At 73.7% G+C, this 19,310-nt stretch carries 22 protein-coding genes and 2 pseudogenes; 9 read left to right on the top strand and 15 right to left on the bottom strand.

Annotation, left to right across the window (positions count from 1 at the left end; all coding sequences use genetic code 11):
• Window positions 1-185: 185 nt before the first annotated feature.
• Window positions 186-344 carry a hypothetical protein gene (locus tag MTDSW087_RS30140; RefSeq protein WP_186383839.1) on the top strand — a complete coding sequence of 53 codons (159 nt, stop codon included), beginning with the start codon at window positions 186-188 and terminating at the stop codon, window positions 342-344.
• On the opposite strand, the gene MTDSW087_RS13765 is transcribed toward MTDSW087_RS30140, so the two are convergent.
• From MTDSW087_RS13765 to MTDSW087_RS13755, 3 genes are all read right to left on the bottom strand, one after another.
• Window positions 326-1,654, bottom strand: a complete 1,329-nt coding sequence (locus tag MTDSW087_RS13765; RefSeq protein WP_144764771.1) for an NTP/NDP exchange transporter — start codon at window positions 1,652-1,654, stop codon at window positions 326-328. The genes MTDSW087_RS30140 and MTDSW087_RS13765 overlap by 19 nt on opposite strands.
• 192 nt (window positions 1,655-1,846) lie before the next feature.
• Window positions 1,847-2,569 (bottom strand): NADPH-dependent F420 reductase, encoded by a 723-nt coding sequence (locus tag MTDSW087_RS13760; RefSeq protein ID WP_144764769.1) that lies wholly within the window; start codon window positions 2,567-2,569, stop codon window positions 1,847-1,849.
• A complete protein-coding gene (locus MTDSW087_RS13755; protein WP_144764767.1) occupies window positions 2,559-3,467 on the bottom strand; it encodes an aldo/keto reductase in 909 nt (302 codons plus the stop codon). Before MTDSW087_RS13755 ends, MTDSW087_RS13760 begins: the two co-directional genes overlap by 11 nt.
• Before the next feature lie 147 nt (window positions 3,468-3,614).
• Between MTDSW087_RS13755 and MTDSW087_RS13750 the strand changes: the two genes are divergently transcribed.
• Genes MTDSW087_RS13750 through MTDSW087_RS13740 form a run of 3 tightly spaced genes read left to right on the top strand, consistent with a single transcriptional unit; the run spans window position 3,615 to window position 5,855 of the window.
• Window positions 3,615-4,562 (top strand): glycosyltransferase family protein, encoded by a 948-nt coding sequence (locus MTDSW087_RS13750; RefSeq protein ID WP_144764765.1) that lies wholly within the window; start codon window positions 3,615-3,617, stop codon window positions 4,560-4,562.
• Window positions 4,559-5,509: a glycosyltransferase family 2 protein gene (locus tag MTDSW087_RS13745; RefSeq protein WP_144764763.1), complete on the top strand. Its 951-nt coding sequence runs from the start codon at window positions 4,559-4,561 to the stop codon at window positions 5,507-5,509. Before MTDSW087_RS13750 ends, MTDSW087_RS13745 begins: the two co-directional genes overlap by 4 nt.
• Before the next feature lie 49 nt (window positions 5,510-5,558).
• A complete protein-coding gene (locus MTDSW087_RS13740; RefSeq protein ID WP_144764762.1) occupies window positions 5,559-5,855 on the top strand; it encodes a hypothetical protein in 297 nt (98 codons plus the stop codon).
• Between the two features lie 109 nt (window positions 5,856-5,964).
• Here MTDSW087_RS13740 and MTDSW087_RS13735 read toward each other — a convergent pair whose 3' ends face one another.
• On the bottom strand, window positions 5,965-6,534 hold the full coding sequence (locus MTDSW087_RS13735) for a peptidase S14 (RefSeq protein ID WP_144764760.1): 570 nt from the start codon (window positions 6,532-6,534) through the stop codon (window positions 5,965-5,967).
• A gap of 64 nt (window positions 6,535-6,598) precedes the next feature.
• On the bottom strand, window positions 6,599-6,925 hold the full coding sequence (locus MTDSW087_RS13730) for a YnfA family protein (protein ID WP_144764757.1): 327 nt from the start codon (window positions 6,923-6,925) through the stop codon (window positions 6,599-6,601).
• 89 nt (window positions 6,926-7,014) lie between these two features.
• Here MTDSW087_RS13730 and MTDSW087_RS13725 point away from each other — a divergent pair, with 89 nt between their 5' ends.
• The 3 genes from MTDSW087_RS13725 to copM are packed head-to-tail and all read left to right on the top strand — an operon-like array spanning window position 7,015 to window position 10,105.
• The gene (locus MTDSW087_RS13725) at window positions 7,015-8,337 is read left to right on the top strand and encodes a hemolysin family protein (RefSeq protein WP_144764755.1); all 1,323 of its coding nucleotides are present in this window, start codon (window positions 7,015-7,017) and stop codon (window positions 8,335-8,337) included.
• Window positions 8,334-9,695, top strand: a complete 1,362-nt coding sequence (gene chrA / locus MTDSW087_RS13720) for a chromate efflux transporter (protein ID WP_144764753.1) — start codon at window positions 8,334-8,336, stop codon at window positions 9,693-9,695. Before MTDSW087_RS13725 ends, chrA begins: the two co-directional genes overlap by 4 nt.
• Before the next feature lie 23 nt (window positions 9,696-9,718).
• On the top strand, window positions 9,719-10,105 hold the full coding sequence (gene copM, locus MTDSW087_RS13715) for a CopM family metallochaperone (RefSeq protein WP_144764751.1): 387 nt from the start codon (window positions 9,719-9,721) through the stop codon (window positions 10,103-10,105).
• 126 nt (window positions 10,106-10,231) lie between these two features.
• Here the strand turns inward: copM and MTDSW087_RS13710 are convergent, their stop codons facing one another.
• Window positions 10,232-10,876: an alpha/beta hydrolase gene (locus MTDSW087_RS13710; RefSeq protein ID WP_238179612.1), complete on the bottom strand. Its 645-nt coding sequence runs from the start codon at window positions 10,874-10,876 to the stop codon at window positions 10,232-10,234.
• 56 nt (window positions 10,877-10,932) lie between these two features.
• Window positions 10,933-11,859: a ring-cleaving dioxygenase gene (locus MTDSW087_RS13705; RefSeq protein ID WP_144764749.1), complete on the bottom strand. Its 927-nt coding sequence runs from the start codon at window positions 11,857-11,859 to the stop codon at window positions 10,933-10,935.
• A 124-nt stretch (window positions 11,860-11,983) separates the two neighbouring features.
• Between MTDSW087_RS13705 and MTDSW087_RS13700 the strand changes: the two genes are divergently transcribed.
• Window positions 11,984-12,898, top strand: coding sequence for a LysR family transcriptional regulator (locus MTDSW087_RS13700; protein ID WP_144764748.1), 915 nt, complete (start codon window positions 11,984-11,986; stop codon window positions 12,896-12,898).
• 63 nt (window positions 12,899-12,961) lie between these two features.
• Here the strand turns inward: MTDSW087_RS13700 and selD are convergent, their stop codons facing one another.
• A complete protein-coding gene (gene selD / locus MTDSW087_RS13695; protein WP_144764745.1) occupies window positions 12,962-14,008 on the bottom strand; it encodes a selenide, water dikinase SelD in 1,047 nt (348 codons plus the stop codon).
• A gap of 98 nt (window positions 14,009-14,106) precedes the next feature.
• On the opposite strand from selD, the pseudogene MTDSW087_RS31420 reads away from it, so the two are divergent.
• A pseudogene (locus MTDSW087_RS31420) lies at window positions 14,107-14,208 on the top strand (putative selenate ABC transporter substrate-binding protein); the annotation flags it as partial.
• A gap of 1,003 nt (window positions 14,209-15,211) precedes the next feature.
• Here MTDSW087_RS31420 and soxA read toward each other — a convergent pair.
• From soxA to MTDSW087_RS13655, 7 genes and pseudogenes are all read right to left on the bottom strand, one after another.
• Window positions 15,212-15,979, bottom strand: a complete 768-nt coding sequence (soxA, locus tag MTDSW087_RS13685; protein WP_144764741.1) for a sulfur oxidation c-type cytochrome SoxA — start codon at window positions 15,977-15,979, stop codon at window positions 15,212-15,214.
• Window positions 15,980-15,985: 6 nt separating this feature from the next.
• A complete protein-coding gene (locus tag MTDSW087_RS13680; protein WP_142585848.1) occupies window positions 15,986-16,306 on the bottom strand; it encodes a thiosulfate oxidation carrier complex protein SoxZ in 321 nt (106 codons plus the stop codon).
• Between the two features lie 4 nt (window positions 16,307-16,310).
• The gene (locus MTDSW087_RS13675) at window positions 16,311-16,763 is read right to left on the bottom strand and encodes a SoxY-related AACIE arm protein (RefSeq protein ID WP_144764739.1); all 453 of its coding nucleotides are present in this window, start codon (window positions 16,761-16,763) and stop codon (window positions 16,311-16,313) included.
• A complete protein-coding gene (gene soxX, locus MTDSW087_RS13670) occupies window positions 16,760-17,191 on the bottom strand; it encodes a sulfur oxidation c-type cytochrome SoxX (RefSeq protein WP_144764737.1) in 432 nt (143 codons plus the stop codon). Before soxX ends, MTDSW087_RS13675 begins: the two co-directional genes overlap by 4 nt.
• Window positions 17,192-17,201: 10 nt before the next feature.
• Window positions 17,202-18,458, bottom strand: coding sequence for an NAD(P)/FAD-dependent oxidoreductase (locus MTDSW087_RS13665; RefSeq protein WP_186383838.1), 1,257 nt, complete (start codon window positions 18,456-18,458; stop codon window positions 17,202-17,204).
• Complete coding sequence (locus MTDSW087_RS13660) at window positions 18,455-18,742, bottom strand: c-type cytochrome (protein WP_144764735.1); 288 nt, start codon at window positions 18,740-18,742, stop codon at window positions 18,455-18,457. The genes MTDSW087_RS13665 and MTDSW087_RS13660 overlap by 4 nt, the downstream gene beginning before the upstream one ends.
• Window positions 18,739-19,209, bottom strand: a pseudogene (locus MTDSW087_RS13655) (molybdopterin cofactor-binding domain-containing protein); the annotation flags it as partial. The gene MTDSW087_RS13660 and the pseudogene MTDSW087_RS13655, both read right to left, overlap by 4 nt.
• Window positions 19,210-19,310: the final 101 nt, after the last annotated feature.

Genomic DNA, 19,310 nt, shown 5'->3' with positions numbered 1-19,310 from the left:
CGCCGATCTCTTCGCCGAATTCCCTGCTCGATTGCCCGGCCCGAGCCTCCGTCCTGCCGGCCCTTCAGATTCCGGGCTCAGGGTGAATCGGACCTTAACGCAGGCGCCGCCCGCCGCAGCTTTACGTCTCGTTAACCCTCCGGGTTCAGCCTCGCTCCCATCGACCATCGGCGGAGGGCGGTTCCATGACGATCCTCATGTCCCCGGAGGCGCAGGGCGCGTTGCCGCTCCTGCTGGCCGCCCTCGCTGCGGGGTTCGCCAGCGCCCTGCGGGCGCGCCGCGCGGCGCTCCGCCCGGTGCGGGTCCCGGTCTCGCGGCGCCGGACTCAGATCCCCTCGGCGTAGCCCGCCTCGGCCCGCTCCGATTCGCGGGCGCGGTCCAGCTTGGCCTGCGCGCGGCCGAGCCACAGGCTGTTGACGAGCCAGGCGGCCGAGAGCGGCACCGCGACGAGGGCCGCGGCGGTGGAGCCGAGCCCGAGCGCCCCGATCCCCGCGAAGGACCACGCGCCGACCTGGTCGCCGAGGCGGTAGACCACCGTGTCGATGAAGCTCTTGGCCTTGTAGCGGTCCTCCCGCGGCACCACCGTGAACAGCACCTCGCGCACGGGCCGGCTGATCGCGAAGTTGCCGGCCCGGCGCAGCACCTGGAAGCCGACGATCGCCCAGATCGTCGGCGAGGCGGCGAGCGCGGCGAAGCCGAACACGCTCACGGCCGGCAGGATGGCGAGCGTCGCCCCGACGCCGATGGCCTGGGTGAGCCGCCCGGTGAGGAAGAGCTGCACGCCGAGGGTCAGCACGTTCACGGCGAGGTCGACGCTCGCGAAGAAGGCCGTCTGCGCCGCCCGGTCCGGGAAGCTGCGCTTCGCGATGCCCGCCTGCTCGAAATACAGGAAGGTCGAGGTCACCGAGAACAGGAGCAGGAACAGGGCGATGTTGAGGAGGTAGGGCGAGGCCAGCGTGCGCGTGATGCCGGCATACATGCTGCCGCCGATGGCGCCCGCCCGCTCCTCGGCCTCGGCCGGCACCCGGTGCAATTGCTCCGACAGGCGGGCGAGCCCGCGCATGCTGAACACGGCGGCCTCCAAGAGCACCACGGCGCCGAGCATCAGCCCCCAGGTCGGCACCGAGCGGGCGAGGCCAGCGGTGAGGCTCGACCCGGCGATGGCGCCCACCGTCGCGCCGGCCGCGATGAAGCCGAACAGGCGCTTGCCCTGTTCGGTGGAGAACACGTCGACGATGGTGGCCCAGAAGATCGACACCACGAACAGGTTGAAGATCGACAGCCAGACGAAGAACACCCGCCCGATCCAGACGTCCCAGTCCGGCGGCGCCAGGTAGAGGGCCAGGGCGAAGAGCAGGATGTGGCTCGCGAAGAACCGGTAGGTCAGCGGCACGAAGCGGGCCCGCGGCAGGCTCTTCACCAGCCACGCGAAGGGCAGGTTGAGCGCCAGCATGCCCACCAGCGTCGCCGTGAACAGCCAGGGCAGGTTCTCGACGCCCCCGGCGACGCCCATCTGGTCGCGGATCGGGCGCAGCACGTAGTAGGCGGCGAGCAGCGAGAAGATATAGGCCCAGGCCCAGGCGAGCACCGGCCCCTCCCCCGGGCGCAGCCCGACCAGCCGGGCGAGGAGGGAGCGGGGGGCGGGATCAGGCATGGGCGCTCGTTCTGCTTCCGTCCGCGCCCGATTTTTCGGCGGAGCGCGGGTCCCCTCTCCCGTTCGGGAGAGGGACAGGGTGAGGGTCGAGAACGTTCAGGAAAGGACGGGGCCGGAGCCGCCTCGCCGTCGCGACCCCTCCGGACAATTCTCAACCCTCTCCCGAACGGGAGAGGGGGTACGTCGCGGCCCTCACTGCGTCAGCCCGAGCTTCTGGCGCAGCTCCGGCGCGGTGACGTCGTGGCCGAAGCCGGGGGCGCCGATGGCGAAGCGGTCGGCCTCCTTGAGGCCGCCGGCCACCACCGGCTCGAAGCCGGCATCGCGCACCAGCCCCTCGGCCACCTTCAGCGCGGCGGCATCGTCGCCGAGGATCGGGATCGCCATGCGGCCGCCAGGGCGGTCGGCGCCGCCATTGGCGCCGTTCTTGGCGAAGATCCGGTAGTTCGCCGTGCTGAAGGCGCGCACCACCTTCGCGCCGGGGAAGTACTTCGCCGTGGTGGCGCCGAGGCCGCCGGCCTGGACCTCGTCGTAGAGGGCGCCGTCGCGGGCCTTGGTGGCGTTGCCGGCATCGAGCACGACCTTGCCCGTGAGCGCCGGGCCGATCGCCTTCGCCAGGTCCGGATAGGCCTTGTAGGGCACCGCCAGGAACACGACGTCGCCGAACTTCACCGCCTCCTCGGGCGTGCCGGTCCGCGCGTTCGGGCCGGCGGATTCGGCCAGCGCCTTCAGGTCCTCCGGATGGCGCGAGGCGAACATCACCGGATGCCCGGCCTTGGCCCAGAGCGGGCCGATGGTGCCGCCGATATTGCCGCCGCCGATGACGCCGATCTTGAGCGGCTCGGCTGCGGCCGGGCCGGCCAGGGCAAAGCCGAGGGCGAGCGCGCCGAGCGCGCGGCGGGAGATCTCAGAGCGCATCGATGAAGGTCTCCATCTGGCGGCGCTCGGCCGCGTCGGGCAGGCGCCCGCGGGCGGCGCCGAGGTTGTCCTCGACGTAAGCGGCCTTGGCCATGCCCGGGATCGGGCAGGTCACGGCCGGGTGGCCGAGGACGTATTTCAGGAAGAATTGCGGCCAGGTCTCGCAGCCGAAGCCCTTGGCGAAATCCGGCACCGGCTTGCCCTGCACCGCCTTGAACAGCCGGTCGCGCCCGAAGGGCACGTTGACCATCACGGCGACGCCCTTCTCGGCCGCGAGCGGCAGCACGCGCTCGGCCGCCGCGCGGTTGTCGACGGCATAGTTCACCTGCACGAAGTCGAGGGGCTCGGCCTTCAGCACCGGCTCGAGATCGGCGAACTGCCCGTCGCGCCAGACCGTGACGCCGACATAGCGGATCCGCTTCCTCTCCTTGAGGTCGCGGAGCGTGGCGAGATTGGTCTTCGTGTCGATCAGGTTGTGGACCGCGATCAGGTCGATCACGTCCACGCCCATCCGCTTGAAGGAGCGCTCGATCTCGGCCCGGCCGCCCTCGGCGCCCGCGGTGCCGACCTTGCTCGCCAGGAAGACCTTGGAGCGCAGGTCGCCCTTCGCGAAGATCTTGCCCAGCACGTCCTCGGCAGTGCCGTAGCTCGGGGCGGTGTCGATCACCGTGCCGCCGAGCGCGACGAAGCGGCGCACGGCCTCGTCGAGGGGGGCGAGCTTGTCGGGCGTCGGCTCGACCTCGTAGCGGCGCGAGGTGCCGATGCCCATGGCGGGCAGGGGCTCGCCACTCTTCGGGATCGGCCGGCGGATCAGCCCCTCCTCTGCGGCGAGAAGCCCGCGCGGCATCAGGGGCACAAGGCTGCCGGCGGCGAGGAGGGCGCGGCGGGACAGGGACATGCGGGTCCTCCCGGCTCGGGGGTTCGGGAGCGCTGAACTAGGGCGCGTGCGGCCGAGGCGAAGGGGCTGCGCCGATCCGCTCCGGTGATTGACCCCGGGCCGGTCCCGCCGCAGACGGACGCCTTCGCCTGCGAAGAGCCTCGCCGCATGGATCCGAGAGAGGGCGGCGCCGTCGCCGTCGGCATCACCCTGTTCCGCCCGACGCCCGAGCAGATCGCCCGGGTGGCGGAGCGCGCCCGCGGGGCGGCCGGACCGCTGATTGCCTTCGAGAATGGCGGCGTCTCGGCGGAGGCCGCCGCCACGCTCGCCGCGGCGGGGGTGCGCCTGCTCTCGGGGGGCGCCAATCTCGGCATCGCCGCCGCGCTGAACGGCCTGGCGGGCGCCGCCCGGGAGATTGGCGCACGCCACCTCCTCCTCCTCGACCAGGACGCCCTGCCCGCCCCCGGCATGGTGGAGACGCTCGCCGCCGCCCATGCCCGCCTCGCCGCGGACGGGCTCGCCGCCGCCGTGGTCGGGCCGCGGCCGCTCGCGGGGCCGGGCCACAAGGTGCCGGGCTTCCCCGCCCATCCCGGCGCGGCGCGGCGCGGCAGCCTCGTCCCGGTCGGGTTCCTGGCGACCTCCGGCTCGCTGGTGGATCTTGCCGCCTTCGCGGCGGTCGGCCCGTTCCGGGCGGACTATTTCATCGACGGGGTCGACCTCGAATGGTGCTACCGCGCCTGGGCGCGCGGCTACGGCTGCTGGATGGAGGAGGCGACGGGCCTGCACCACCATGTCGGCTCCGGCACGATCCGAGGGCCCTTCGGGCTCGCCATGGCGCGCCAGCCCCTGTTCCGGATGGCGACCTACCTGCGCAACGCCGTCTACGGCCTGCGCCTGCCCCACCTGCCCGTCCGCTGGAAGCTGCGGCAGGCGGCCTATCTGCCGGTGCAGATCGGGCTCTACTGGGCCGATTCCGGCTTCCGCCCGCGCGTCCTGCTGCGCCTCGCCGAGGCGCTCCGCGACGGGCTCGCCGGGCGCCTCGGGCCGCCGCGCGACCTGCCTGGGACCTTGCCCGCGCCCTTGCCCGCGACCCCGCCGCCGGAGACGCGTCCGTGAGCGACCTCGACATCGTGATCGTCAACTGGAACGGCGGCGGCCTGGTGCGGGCCTGCCTCGCGAGCCTCGCGGCGGCGGAGGCCGAGCTCGGCGATGCGCTGGCGCTCCATGTCGTGGTGGTCGACAACGGCTCCACGGACGGCTCGGCGGACGGCCTGCCGGCCCTGGCGCACGGGCCGCGGGTGGTCCGCGCCGGCGCGAATCTCGGCTTCGCCCGGGCCTGCAACCGCGGCGCGGCGGAGGGCCGGGCCGGGGCGATCCTGTTCCTCAACCCCGATACCCGCGTCACGGCCGAGAGCCTGCGCACGGCCTACGCGGCGCTCATGGCCGACCCGGCCACCGGCATCGTCGGCGCGCGGCAGGTGGCGGCCGACGGCAACGTCGAGCGCAGCTGCGCCCGGGCGCCCACCGCTTCGAGCCTCCTCGGCCAGGCGCTGCTCCTCGACCGGCTCGGCCTCGTGCCGACCCATTTCATGACCGAGTGGGACCATCTGGAGGACCGCGCCGTCGACCAGGTGATGGGCGCCTTCCTGATGATCCGGCGCGACCTGTTCGCCCGGCTCGCCGGCTTCGATCCGCGCTTCTTCGTCTATTACGAGGATGTCGACCTCTGCCTGCGCGCGCGGCAGGCGGGCTTCGCGGTGCGCCACGTGGCCGGCGCGGTCATCCGCCACGAGGGCCAGGGCACCACCCGGCAGGCCAGGGCGCACCGGCTGTTCTACATCCTGCGCAGCGGCGTGCTCTACGCGGGCAAGCATCACGGCCGCGCCACGGCGCTCGCGCTCCTCGCCCTCTCCCTCCTCGCGCAGGTGCCGATGCGCCTCGCGCTGGCCGCCCTGCGGCGCAGCCCGCGCGAGGCGGCCGAGGTGCTGCGGGCCGGCGCCCTGCTGGCCGGCGCCGCGCCCGGGCTGCTGCGCGTGATCCCGGGCGCGGTCCCGGGGCGGTGAGGCGAACGGCGCGGGCGCGCGTTGACCCTCGGATGAAGGGGGGACGGACATGATCGCGCAGCGCCTGATCCATGCGAGCCCGAATGGCGACCGCTGGTCGCTGGCGCGGGACCCGGATACGGTCCACGGCACGGTTCACATCCTGCACGAGCCGGCCCCGGCCTCGGGCGGGCGCCCCGAGCGGATCGGGCTCGCGTCCTTCCTCGCGGGCAATCCGGACGCGCCGGAGCGGCGGGCGCTCGTCGACCTCGTCGGCACGCTGGTCGAGGCGGCCCCTGTGACGGGGGCGGCCCCGGAGGCGGGCGCCGCTGCGGCCGAGCCCTCGCCGGGGGAGGAGGCGGTGTAGGCGCGCTGGAGGATCTTCCATGATCCTCGGATCACAGAAAATCCTCTAACCGATTGATGAGGGCGCATTTTCTTTCGCGGAGCCGGCCACCACCTCCGCGGAAAATGCTCTACAGGACCGCCTCGATCAGCCCGAGTTCACGCGCCCGCTCGGCCTCGATGTACCAGTTCTCGGGTGCGCGTCGCAGCACCTCCTCCATCGTCACCTGCGAGCCGCGGATCAGGTTGGCGAAGCCCTCGTTCTGGATCGCGATCGAGCATTCGATCTCGTGGAGCGTGGCCTTCAGGCCGGCGATGCAGGTGGTGAGCGGGCCGCTCACCGTGAGCTGCTTGTTCATCTTGCGCTCGTGGATCATCAGCCGCGTGCCGCGGGTGAGGTAGCGGTTGGGTCGCGCGAAGAAGCTCATGAAGGTGGTGCCGGCCGAGTAGATCGCCGCCTTGCCGAGGAAGACGAAGCGGCGGCGCGCGTCGGTCTCGCTGTGGAAGCGGATGTCCTCGCCCATCATGCGCGCCACCTCCGGGTCGCCGCCGAGCGTCGACAATTCCACCACCACGAGGTCGCGCCCCTCCGCCCCGTCGAGCTGGCGGCGGAAGTCCCGGTACATGTCGTGGTCGACGGTTCCCGAGAGCAGGATCGCGGGGGCGCGGAAGGCGGCGGGGGCGAGGGGTTTAGCGGTCATGAAGGCGGGTCGTCCGGCTGAGGCTCGCCCGGCAGAATCGCCCCGCGCGCCCAGGGTTCCCCTCTCAGGTTCCTCTCGGCCCGGCGAGGATCAGGGCGGCGCCCGCCAGCGCCACGGCGCCGCCGACGAGGTCCCAGCGGTCCGGCCGCTGCCCCTCCGCCGCCCAGAGCCAGAGCAGCGAGGCCGCGATGTAGACGCCGCCATAGGCCGCGTAGGCGCGTCCCGCGGCCTCCGCCTCCACCCGGGTCAGCAGCCAGGCGAACAGGGCGAGGCTCGCCAGCCCCGGCAGCAGCCACAGGGCGGAGCGCCCGTGGCGCAGCACCGCCCAGAAGGCGAAGCAGCCGGCGATCTCGGCGAGCGCGGCGGCGCTATAGGCGGCGAGCGTGAGCATGGGGCGGGAATAGCCCATCCCGCCGCGGTTTGCGCGGGCCCACCCCTGGCCGCTGGCGACGCTTGCGGCTAGAACCGCTCGGACCGCCGATGGAGACGACGATTCCCGACGACGTGTGGGCGACGGCCCTGGGCCTGTTCGCCGTGCTCGCCCTGGTCTTCGCCAACGGCTTCTTCGTGGCGGCGGAGTTCGCCCTCGTCGCGGTGCGCCGCAGCCGCGTCAGCGAGCTGGTCTCGGAGGGGCGCACCAACGCCCGGGCGCTGATGCGCGCCACCGACCATCTCGACGCGCATCTCGCCGCGACGCAGCTCGGCATCACCATCTCGTCCCTGGCGCTCGGCTGGGTCGGCGAGCCGGCGCTCGCCCACCTCGTCGAGCCGGCTTTGGCCTGGCTCCCCGGCAGCCTGCCGCAGGCCGGGGCCCACACCCTCGCGGTGGCGGTCTCCTTCATCGTGATCACGGCGCTCCACATCGTGCTGGGCGAGCTCGCCCCGAAGAGCCTCGCGCTCCAGCGCAGCGAGCGCACGGCGCTCGCCATCGTGCGGCCGCTCGGCCTGTTCCTGCTGGTGTTCCGGCCGGCCATCGTGGTGCTGAACGGCCTCGGCAACGGCGTGCTGCGCCTGTGCGGGCTGCAGCCCGGCCACGGCGAGGGCTCCCAGCACTCCACCGCCGAGCTGACCCTCCTCGTCGAGGCGAGCCGCCAGGCAGGTCTGCTGGAGGAGGCGCAGCAGGAGGCGGTGGAGCGGATCTTCGCGCTCGGCGACCGCCGCATCCGCGAGGTGATGACGCCGCGCCCGGACATCGAGTGGGTCGATACCGAGGAGGAGCGCGAGCGGATGCTGAAGGCGGTGCGCGACTGCAACCACGCCCAGATCGTGGTGAGCCGCGGCACCGTGGACGAGGTGGTGGGCGTGCTGCGCAAGCAGGACCTGCTCGACCAGGTGCTCGACGGCCGCCCCATCGACATCGCGGCGGTGACGCGCGAGCCCATCGTGGTGCACGAGGCGATGTCGGTGCTCGCCGTGCTGGAGACCTTCCAGAAGAAGCCCGTGCAGATGGCGATCGTGGTGGACGAGTACGGCAGCCTGGAGGGCATCGTCACGCCGACCGACCTGCTGGAGGCGATCGCGGGCGACATCCCCGAGCCCGGCGACGAGCCCTCCGTGGTCGAGCGCGAGGACGGCTCGCTCCTCATCGACGGCATGATGCCGGCCGAGGAGGCCTTCGAGCGGCTCGGCTTCGGCGAGCGGCCGGAGATGGACGACTTCACCACGCTCGCGGGCTTCGTCATCGTCCGCCTCGGCCACATCCCCTCCGAGGGCGACTACGTCGAGGCGCAGCGCTGGCGCCTGGAGGTGATCGACATGGACGGGCGGCGGATCGACAAGATCCTGGCGACGCCGATCCAGTGAGCGCACCCCCCGTCCTCCCCACCCTGGCGCAGGCGCTGCCGGTCTGGGCGCGGGTGGCCGCGCTCTCCTTCGGCGGACCGGCCGGGCAGATCGCGGTGATGCACCGCATCCTCGTGGAGGAACGGCGCTGGATCTCCGAGGCGCGCTTCCTGCACGCCTTGAACTTCTGCACCCTGCTGCCCGGCCCCGAGGCGCAGCAGCTCGCCACCTATATCGGCTGGCTGATGCACGGCACGCGCGGCGGCCTCGTCGCGGGCGGACTGTTCGTGCTGCCGGGCGTCGTCGCCATCATGGCGCTCAGCTGGATCTACGCGCTCTACGGCAATGTCGGCTTCGTCGCCGGCCTGTTCTTCGGGCTCAAGGCCGCCGTGCTCGCCATCGTCGCCGAGGCGGTGCTGCGCATCGGCCGGCGGGCGCTCAAGGGGCCGGTGATGGTGGCGCTCGCCGCCGCCGCCTTCGTCGCGATCTTCGTCCTCGACGTACCCTTTCCGCTGATCGTGCTGGCGGCCGGCCTCGTCGGCTATCTCGGCGGGCGCGCCGGCCTGTCCCAGTTCCGCGGCGCCGGCCATGGCGGCGGGGCCAAGGCCGATGCCGGCCCCTACCTGATCGGCGATGCGATCCTGCCGCAGGAGCGGCCCGCTCACGGGCAGGCCCTGCGCATGCTGGCGCTCTGGGGCGCGCTCTGGCTGGTGCCGGTGGCGCTCGTCCTCCTCGCCCTCGGGACGGACGACGTCTTCAGCCATATCGCGGTGTTCTTCTCGAAGATGGCGATGGTGACCTTCGGGGGCGCCTACGCGGTGCTCTCCTACGTCGCCCAGCAGGCGGTGGAGCATTACGGCTGGCTCAAGCCCGGCGAGATGCTCGACGGGCTCGGCATGGCCGAGACCACGCCCGGACCGCTGATCATGGTCACGCAGTTCGTGGGCTTCATGGCGGCCTTCCGCAACCCGGGCGCCCTGCCCCCGCTCGCGGCCGGCACGCTGGGCGGCCTGCTCACCACCTGGGTCACCTTCGCGCCCTGCTTCCTCTGGATCTTCGCCGGCGCGCCTTACGTGGAGCGCCTGCGCGGCAACCGGGCTCTGGCCGGCGCGCTCTCTGCCATCACCGCCTCGGTGGTCGGCGTGATCCTCAACCTCGCCGTCTGGTTCGCCCTGCACACCATCTTCGCGGAGACGCGGGTCGTCGCCCTCGGGCCCCTGCGCCTCGACCTGCCGGTGCCGTCGAGCCTCGACCCGGCCGCCCTCCTCCTCGCGCTGGCGGCGCTCGTCGCGGTGTTCGGCCTGCGCCTCGGGACGGTCCCCGTGCTCGCCGGCGCGGCGCTCGCCGGCCTCGCGCTCCGCCTCGCGGGCCTCGCCTGATCCCGCAACGCCAGGATCCCATCATGAAGACCCTGACCCGAACCCTCCTCGTCCTCGCTCTGCTCGCCGCCGGCCCGGCCGGCGCGCAGAATGCCCCAGCGAGCCACGATCACGCCGGGCATGCCGGCCACGGCGCGGGCGCCGCGGACAGCCCGGCGACCCGGGAATTCCGGGACGCCGCCGCGGCGATGCACACGGAGATGGACATCCGCTACTCCGGCGACGTCGATGTCGACTTCGTGCGCGGCATGATCCCCCATCACCGCGGCGCCGTCGCCATGGCCCGGATCGCCCTGCGCCACTCCAAGGACCCGGAGGTCCGGGCGCTCGCCGAGGGCATCGTGGCGGCCCAGGAGCGCGAGATCGCGCAGATGCAGGCCATCCTGAAGCGCAAGGGCGCCACGGAGTAAGTCCCGCGATTCCGGGATCCCAAAGGCCTCAGGCCTTTGGCGGGGTGCCGGGGCAGCGCCCCGGCCCTTGGCTTCCCGGGCTCCGCCCGGACCCGCCAAAGGCCTGAGGCCTTTGGAAACCCGGGTTCAGGCGGTGCGGTCCGTCGCGTCGGCGGCGAGCCAGTTGCGCAGCAGCGTCACGTCGGCCTGGCCGAGGCCGTGCCCGGCGGGCAGGGTGCGGTGCTCGACCCGGGCGACGGCCCGGGCGAGCTGGCCGGCGAGCGTCTGCGCGTTCGCGGCCGGCACGATCGGGTCCATGGCACCGGACAGGATCAGCACCGGCTTGCCCCCGAGATCCGCCTCCGGCGGCTCGGCAAGCGGCACCATCGCCCGCACCAGCGCGGCGCCGGCCAGCACCTCCGGGCGCAGCAGCAGGGTCGCGGCGGCGATGTTGGCGCCGTTCGAGAAGCCGAGCGCGACCGGGGCCGGCAGGCCGTAGGCGGCGCGCGCCTCGGCCACGAACCGGGCGAGGTCGTCCACGCGGGCGCGCAGGTCCGCCTCGTCGAACACGCCCTCGGCGAGGCGCCGGAAGAAGCGCGGCTGGCCGTGCTCCAGCACCTGCCCCCGCGGCGCGAGCAGGCTCGCCCCCGGCGCCACCGCGCGGCCGAGCGGCAGCAGGTCGGTCTCGTCGCCCCCGGTGCCGTGCAGGAGGAGCAGGGGCGCCCTCGCCCGGTCGGAGCCGGGCTCGAAGCGGTGGATGAAGGACAGGGTGGCGGACATCGGGGCGGACATGGCGAAACACTCCGTGCGAAGGGTCCCGCCCCCCTCGGAGGGGGCGGGACGCGGGTTCAGGCGACGGCGGGCAGGACCTCCTCGATCTGCCGGCGGTGCGGCTCGAGGAAGGCCGGCAGCTTGAGGGCGCTGCCGAGCGTCTCCACCGGCTCGTCCACGGCGAAGCCCGGCACGTCGGTGGCGATCTCGAACAGCACGCCGCCGGGCTCGCGGAAGTAGACCGAGCGGAAGTAGTTGCGGTCGCGCTGCTCGGTGACGTGGAGGCCGTGCTCCCGCGTCAGCACCTCCACCATCGCGCCCTGCGCCGCGTCGTCGGCGGCGCGGAAGGCGATGTGGTGCACCGAGCCCGCGCCGGGCCGCCCGGCGAGGAAGCCGCCCACCGCCCGGATCGTCACGTAGCCGCCCGGCACCGCACCGCTGGAGAAGCGCGTCGCCGCCCCCTCGCGGCCCTCCTCGCTGAAGCCGAGGACACCGGTGAGGATCGCGGCGGTCCGCTCCGCCTCGGCGAGGAGCAGCGTGACCCCGTGGAAGCCGCGGACCGCATGCTCGGCCGGAACCTCATGGGTCCAGGCGGGCGCCTCTCCAGCATCCTCGACGCCGACGAGCGCGAGCATCATCCCGTCGGGGTCGCGGAAGCGGAGGGTCGGCTCGCCGAAGACCTGCACGGGCGCCTCGTGGCGCACGCCCTGGGCGACGAGGCGGTGCGTCCACCAGCCGATCGAGGCGCGCGGCACCCGGAAGGCCGTCTCCGAGGTCTCGCCGATTCCGACCCGGCCCGGGGCGGCGTTGGCGATGGGGAAGAAGGTCAGGATGGTGCCGGGCGTGCCGGTCTCGTCGCCGTAATAGAGGTGGTAGGTGCCCGGATCGTCGAAGTTGACGGTCTTCTTCACGAGCCGCAGGCCGAGCACGCGGGTGTAGAAGTCGAGGTTGCGCGCGGCGTCCCCGGCGAAGGCGGTGACGTGGTGCAGGCCGTGGGCGGTCATGAGGGGCCTCCGTTGCTCGCCCGGCGCTTCGTTCGGCCGGGCCTCGTTCGATGACCGCAATCTGGCTCTTGCCTTGGCGCCACGAAATAGAAACGATGGAAATCCATCGTTTCCGAGAATGACTATGCGTTTACCGGATTTCGAGGCCTGGGCCGTGTTCGCGAAGGTGGCCGAGACAGGCTCCTTCGCCCGCGCCGCCGCCGATCTCGGCGCCTCCAAGGCCACGGTCTCGAAGGCGGTGAGCCGGTTGGAGGCGCGCATCGGCGCGCGGCTGTTCAACCGGACCTCGCGCCGCCTCGCCCTGACCGAGGCCGGGCGCGCCGCCAAGCTCTCGGCCGCGCGCATCCTGGCCGAGGGCGAGGCGGCGGAGGCCGAGGCCACGGAATCGGCTGCCGCGCCGCGCGGCCGGGTGCGGCTCGCCGCGCCGATGTCCTTCGGCGTCGCGCATGTGGCGCCGCGCCTGCCGGAGTTCCTGGCGGAGCACCCGGAGGTCTCGGTCGACCTGCACCTGTCCGACGCGGTGGTCGACCTCGTGGGCGAGGGCTTCGACCTGGGGCTCCGTATCGCTGACCTGCCCGATTCCTCGCTGCGGGCGCGCCGCCTCTGCCCGATCCGCCGCTCGGTTGTGGCCGCCCCCGCCTATCTCGACCGGCACGGGCGGCCGCAGCATCCGGCCGGCCTCGCCGGCCATGCCTGCCTCGGCTACGCCTACCTGCCGAGCGCCGACCGCTGGCGCTTCCAGGGCCCGGACGGGGCGGAGACCGCCGTGACGGTGGCGGGCCCGCTGAGGGCCAACAACGCCGACGCCCTGAGCGCGGCCCTGCGCGCGGGGCTGGGGCTCGCCGTGCAGCCGGACTTCCTGATCTGGGACGACTTGCAGGCGGGCCGGCTGGAGCGGGTGCTGACCGATTGGTCCCTGCCCGGCATCGCGCTCCACCTCGTCACGCCGCCCGGCGAGCCGCGCCCAGCCCGCACCACGGCGCTCGCCGCCTTCCTCGCCCGGGTGCTGGGCGCCGCGCCCTGGGCCCGCGGCGACTGAAGGCCGGGGCGCTGCCCCGGCGCCCCGCCAAAGGGATGATCCCTTTGGGATCCCGGACCTGGGTCAGGCGATCCGGACGCGCGGCGGGCCGGATTCCGCCTGCCCGATCACGGCTGCCTGCGCGAAGCCGGCCGCCTGGATCCGCGCCAGGACGGCCTCGGCCGCCTCCGGGGCGCAGGCGACGAGGAGGCCGCCCGAGGTCTGTGGGTCGGTCAGCAGGTGGCGGCGCCAGTCGGGGAAGCCCGCGGGCAGGTCCACGGCCTCGCCGAAGGCGGCCCAGTTCCGGTGCGAGGCGCCGGTCACGGTGCCGTCTTTCGCCAGCGCCTCGGCCGCGGGCAGGAACGGCAGGGCGTCCGCCTCGATCGCCAGCGTCAGGCCGGCGCCGCGGGCGATCTCCAGCCCGTGGCCGAGGATGCCGAAGCCGGTCACGTCGGTCATGGCGTGCACCGCCGGGTCCTGCGCGAGCTCAGGCCCGACGCGGTTGAGCCGGGTCGTGGTCGCGATGAAGTCGGCGTAGCCGCCCTCCGGCAGGCCCTCGCGCCGGATCGCCGCCGCGTAGATCCCGACGCCGAGCGGCTTCGTCAGGATCAGCGCGTCGCCGGGCCGCGCGTCGGCGTTGCGGCGCACCGCCTCGCGGCGGCAGATGCCGATCACGGCGAGCCCGTAGATCGGCTCGGGCGCGTCGATCGAGTGGCCCCCCGCCACCGGGATGCCGGCCTCGGCGCAGAGGCTCGCGCCGCCCTTGAGGATCTCGGCCACCATCGCGGGCGGGATCTTGCCCACCGGCATGCCGAGGATGGCGAGCGCCATGATCGGACGGCCCCCCATGGCGTAGACGTCCGAGATCGCGTTGGTCGCGGCGATGCGCCCGAAATCGTGCGGGTCGTCCACCATCGGCATGAAGAAGTCGGTGGTGGCGATCACGCAGGTGCCGTCGTCGAGCGCCCAGACGGCGGCGTCGTCCGAGGTCTCGTTGCCGACGAGGAGCCGCTCGAACGGGCCCGCCGCCGGCTGCTCCGCCAGCAGGCGGCGCAGCACCGCCGGATCGAGCTTGCAGCCGCAGCCGCCGCCATGGGCGAGCGTGCTGAGACGGACGGGCGCGTCGGGCATGGAGGGTCCTCGCGGATGGCGTGTTCGTTCGCCGGCACCTGTGATGATGTAACGGACCGCGCCGCGGAGGCCATCCTGCCCGGCGCTTCCTGGGAAGGATTGCCGCGCGCTACATCCCGGTGAAGAACTACCCGGCGGCGGTGACCGCCTTCACCAACGGCCAGGTCCAGCTCCCGTGGTTCGGCGGCTTCACCGGCCTGCCGACCATGGGCTTCTACCTCGAATCGGCCTTCCGCCAGGGGCGCTACGGCGAGGCCGGGGCGCTGCTCCTCGCCTTCTACGCGCTCATCGGCACCCGGCGGCTCTGGGTGCGGGCACGGACCCTGCCCCTCCTCGTCCTCGGCTCCGTCCTCGCCCTGCCCGCGACCCTCGGCACGACCGGGATCGGGGCGAACCTCGCCCGCTTCCTCGGCCACGACATCGTGCCGGCCCCCTTGCGGAACGCGCCGCTCCTCGCCTCCGAGAGCTGGGCGGCGCTGTGGACGTGGCTCCGGCCGATCCTCTGGAACCAGATCCTGCCGGGCGCGGCGCAGGCCCTGGTGCTCGCGCAGGTGGCGCTGGTGGCGACCGCGATCGGGGCGCTGCTGTTCCCCCTCACCGCCCGGCATTTCGCCGGGCCGCTGGCGCGCCCCCTCGGCCGAGTGCTGCTGGTGACCCTGCGCTCGACGCCGGAATACATGCTGGCCTACGTGGCCTTGCAGCTTCTCGGGCCCTCCATGCTGCCGGCGATCCTGGCGCTGTCGATCCACAATGCCGGCATCGTCGGCTACCTGCTCGGGCGCCACGCCGACGCCCTGCGCTACCGCCCCGACGCGCCGCGGGGCCTCGACCGCTACGCCTACGAGACGGTGCCGCGGCTCTACGGCCAGTTCCTGGCCTATCTGCTCTACCGCTGGGAGATCATCCTGCGCGAGAGCGCGATCTTCGGCATCCTGGGGGTCGCGACGCTCGGCTTCTACGTGGACGCGGCCATCGCGGAGCTGCGCCTCGACGTCGCCGCCGTGCTGATCCTCGCCACCGCGCTGCTCGCCATCGCCGTCGACACCCTGTCGCGCGCCCTGCGCCGCAGCCTGCGCATCGCCGACCTGCCGGTGCGCCTCTCGGCCTCCCCACCCGCCTGAGAGGTCGGATCCGAGGCGCATGAGGTCCGGGAGTCGAGAGGGGTCACCCCTCTCGCGGGTCCGGGCAGAGCCCGGAATACGGTCACGGCCGCACCGCCGGCGTCTCCACCGGCAGCGGCGCCGCGCGCTGCATCAGGTAGAGGGCGAGCGCCGTCGCCTCGGGCGAATCGGGCGCGAAGGGCTCGGCGCGCATGCCGGCGAGGCAGTTGCGCAGGCGGCGCTGCAGGGAGCCGAGCCCCTGCCATTCGAGGCGGTAGAGCGGGTAGCCGTTCGGGTGCCCCTGCGGGATCGGGGCGGCGCCGAGATGCCGGCCCCAATGCGCGTCGTGGCAGCCGGCGCAGGAGAAGCGGAGCTGCCCGAGGGGGCGCTCGAACAGGGCGCGGCCCGTCGCGCGGGCGGGGTCGAGCCGGGAATCGGCGGGCGGCGCGATGGGCAGGCCGCGCGACTGGTTCGCGATATAGGCGGTGAGCGCCAGGAGGTCGCGGCCCTCGCGCGGCAGCGGCGCCGCGCCCTGGTGGCGGGTGCGGCAGAGGTTGATCCGGCCCTCGAGGTCGACGGGCCGTGCCTCGGCCTCGTCCCAGGCGGGATAGCGCGCCGCGACTCCGCGCAGCGCGCCCGCCTCGTGGCAGGCGGCGCAGGCCGGCGCCCCCGGGGTTGGCGCGCGCGCGAACAGGTCCGCCCCGTCGAGGACCCAGAGCATGCCGGGATTGGCCTCGTCGTCGGCCTGCATGGCGCGGGTCTCCGGCGCCATCTGGTCGCGGCCGGAGCGGCGCTCAGGAAACGGGATCTCCTGCGCGGCGGCAAGGCCCGCGAGGAGCAGGAAGACGCCGGACAGGGCGGGGCCGCGCATGGTGGTTCAGGTGACGGTGAGCGCGACGTCCTGGCTCTGCGAGAAGCCGTTATCGCCGCTCCAGGTGAAGCGCAGCGTGCCGCTCGCCGTCGCGAGCGTGGTGAAGGTGAGGTAGGGGTTCGCGGCCGAGGCCGGCGACAGCTCGGCGCGGAAGATCTCCGCGCCGTCGTAGTGGCAGACGAACTCCGTGATGATGTCGCGCGGCCTCAGGCGCCCGTCGGGGCCCGGCCGGTAGCCGGTCTCCATCGGGTGCGAGATCAGGGTCTTGATCTCGATGACCGAGCCGGCCGGCGCGGTCTTCGGCATGTTGATCAGCGCGCGTGCCATAGGATCAGCCCTCCACGCAGGCGGCCAGCGTCACGATCGCGTCGGCGCTCGCGGACCAGTAGCTGCCGTCGCTCATCTCGGCGATCGCCGTGATGCGCTGCGAATCGGCGAGCCGGATCCGGGTGGCGACGGCGGCGCGGCCGGCGCGGGGCCCGAGATGCAGGGTGACCACGTGCGGCTGCGGGTTCTTCTCGTTGAACACGCCGATGCGGCGGACATGGTCGGCGGCGCTCATCGGGCTCTCGACCGTGATCGACAGCGGCACGGTGTTCCCGTTCTCCACGAGGGGCGGCATGTCGAGGCCGACCCGGCCCGGATTCACGGGCGCGCCGCCGGTGAAGCGGCGGATCGCCTCGGCGGTCGGCTCCCGGTCCGGGCGCAGGGTCGCCGCCGCGGCCGGGCGCAGCAGGACGAGGGCGAGGCCCCCGGCGAGGACGGCGCGGCGGTCCGGGCTCATCGCGGCGCCTCCGGCCGCAGGGTCAGGAGAAAGGCGATCACGTCCTCGATCTCGTCGGCCTCCAGGATCGGGCGGTCCGCCCAGGCGGCGCCGACCCGCTCGGCGCCCTCGGCCCGGTAATACGAGGGCATCAGCGTGCCCGGATTCAAGGCGCGGCCGTCCACGAGCCGCAGGCGGAGCTGCCCGGCATCGAGCCGCGCCCCGACCTGCGCGAGGTCCGGCCCGAGATCGCCCTCGGGCGCCCCGCCGAGGCCGGCATGGCAGAGCGTACACAGGCCCTTGCGCGGGTCGCGGGCGATGGCCCGGCCCCGGGCTGGGTCCCCCGCCGCCCCGCCGAGGGGCAGGGGAATCGCGTCGCCCTCGATCCGGTACGGGGCCAGGGCCGTCTGGCCGAGCGCGACGAGGATGGCGAGGAGATGCGGCCGCATCCGGGCGGCCTCATCCGAAGACCGCGTGCGAGACGGTGCGGAACCAGTCCTCGCCGTAGGCCGCCTCCCGGTGGCGCATCTCCGCGGAGGCGTCGAGCGGGCTGGTGCCGCCCGCCCCGGCCACGTCGGCGAGCACGCCGTTCTCCGGGTGGTACACGCCCGCCACCGAGATCCCGTCATCGGGCGCCACGAGGCTGTAGCAGGTGTTGATCAGCTTCGGCACGACGGGCTCGCGGCCGGCCAGCAGGTCGATCACCGCCTCGGCGCAGACCTTGCCTTGCGCATTGGCCGAGAAGGCCGATTTCGGCATGGCGCCCGCGATCGCCGCATCGCCGATCACGTGGATGCCGGGCGTCAGGCGCGATTCGAAGGTGACCGGGTCGATCGGGCACCAGCCGCTGCGGTCCGCGACCCCCGCCGCCGCGGCGATCGGGGCGGCGCGCTGGGGCGGGATGATGCAGGCGACGTCGGCCTGGTACTCGGCGAAGTCGGTCCGGACCATGCGCGTCTTCGGGTCGACCGCGGTCACCTGCCCGCCCCCGGCCAGCGGCACGTATTCGAGATGGTCCGGATAGAGCCGCGCCCAGGCCGCCTCGAACAGGCGCTGCTTCGAGAAGGTGTCCTTGGCGTCGAGCACGATCAGCTTGGAGCGGGGCTTGCGGGTCTTCAGGAGGTAGGCGATCAGGCTCGCCCGCTCGTAGGGGCCGGGCGGGCAGCGATAGGGGTTGCCCGGAACGCCGAGCACCACGGTGCCGCCATCCGGCATGTCGGCGAGCTGGCGGGCGAGCAGCTCGGTCTGCGCCCCCGCCTTCCAGGCATGGGGCATGATCTCGGCCGCGGCCGCGTCGTAGCCCGGCAGCGCGTCGAAGCGCAGCGCGATCCCGGGCGACAGGATCAGGCGGTCGTAGGGGAGCGTGCCGCCTTCCGCGAGCCGGACCTGCCGGGCGGCGCCGTCGACCGCGACGGCCTTGGTGCGGGCGAGCGTCAGGCCGGCGCGCGCCAGGCCCTCGTAGACGAAGACCTGGAGGTCCACCGGCCGCAGGCCCGCGATCACCGCGTTGCTCATCGGGCAGGCGATGTAGCGCTCCGCCGGCTCCACCAGGGTGACGGCGAGGCCGGCCGCGTGCAGGGCGCGGGCGGCCGTGGCCCCGCCGAAGCCGCCGCCGACCACGACGACGCGGCCCTTCGCGCCCTGCGCCAGGGCCGGCCGCGCGAGCGTCGCGGCGGCGAGCCCCCCGATCAGGCTGCGCCGGTCGAGCCCGCTCATGTGCCGCCCCGCGCGGCGAGCCAGGCCGCGATGGCCCGGCTCTCCTCCTCGGTGAAGCCCTTGGCGATGCGGTCCATCACCGTGGCCGGCCGCGTCCCCGCCCGGAAGGCGGCGAGCGCCCCGGCGATGGCCTCGGCCGGGAGCCCGGCGAGCGAGGGCACCGCGCCGCCGTCGGCGGGCCCGTGGCAGCCGGAACAGGAGGAGGCGCCGGGCGGCGGGCGCTCCTCGGCGGCGCCGGCCGTGCCCGCCGCCGCGGCGAGGGCGAGGAGCAGCAGGATCCTCACGCCCGGCGGAGGTCGGTATGCTTGAGCGGGATCTGGCGCACCCGCCTGCCGGTCGCCGCGAAGACCGCGTTGAGCACGGCCGGCGCGGCCACCGCGATGGTCGGCTCGCCGACGCCGCCGATGAAGCCGCCGGACGGCATCAGGATCGTCTCCACCGCCGGCATCTCGTCGAGGCGCATCACGGGATACGAATCGAAGTTCGTCTGCTCGATGCGCCCGTCCTTCACCGTGCACGCGCCGTAGAGCGCCGCCGACAGGCCGTAGACGAACGAGCCGGCAACCTGGGCGTCGATCTGCTGCGGGTTCACGGCGATGCCCGGATCGGTGGCGGCCACGATGCGGTGGATCTTCACCTTGCCGTCCTCGGAGACCGAGACCTCGGCGGCGGCCGCCACGTAGCTGCCGAAGCCCATGATCTGGGCGAGCCCCCGGTGCACGCCGGCGGGCGGCTTGGTCTCCCAGCCGATGCTGTGTAGGGCGGTGACAAAACCATCCACTGGAGCGTCGGCGTCGTGCTGATGCGGGCGGCGTAAAAGCCGGCCAGTGGAGAAGCTTCTCTTTCGAGAGG

Origin of the sequence: Methylobacterium dankookense, assembly GCF_902141855.1 — a bacterium.
GTDB lineage: Bacteria > Pseudomonadota > Alphaproteobacteria > Rhizobiales > Beijerinckiaceae > Methylobacterium > Methylobacterium dankookense.
Note: the sequence above shows the minus strand (reverse complement) of the source record. Positions and strands in the feature narration are given on the sequence as shown.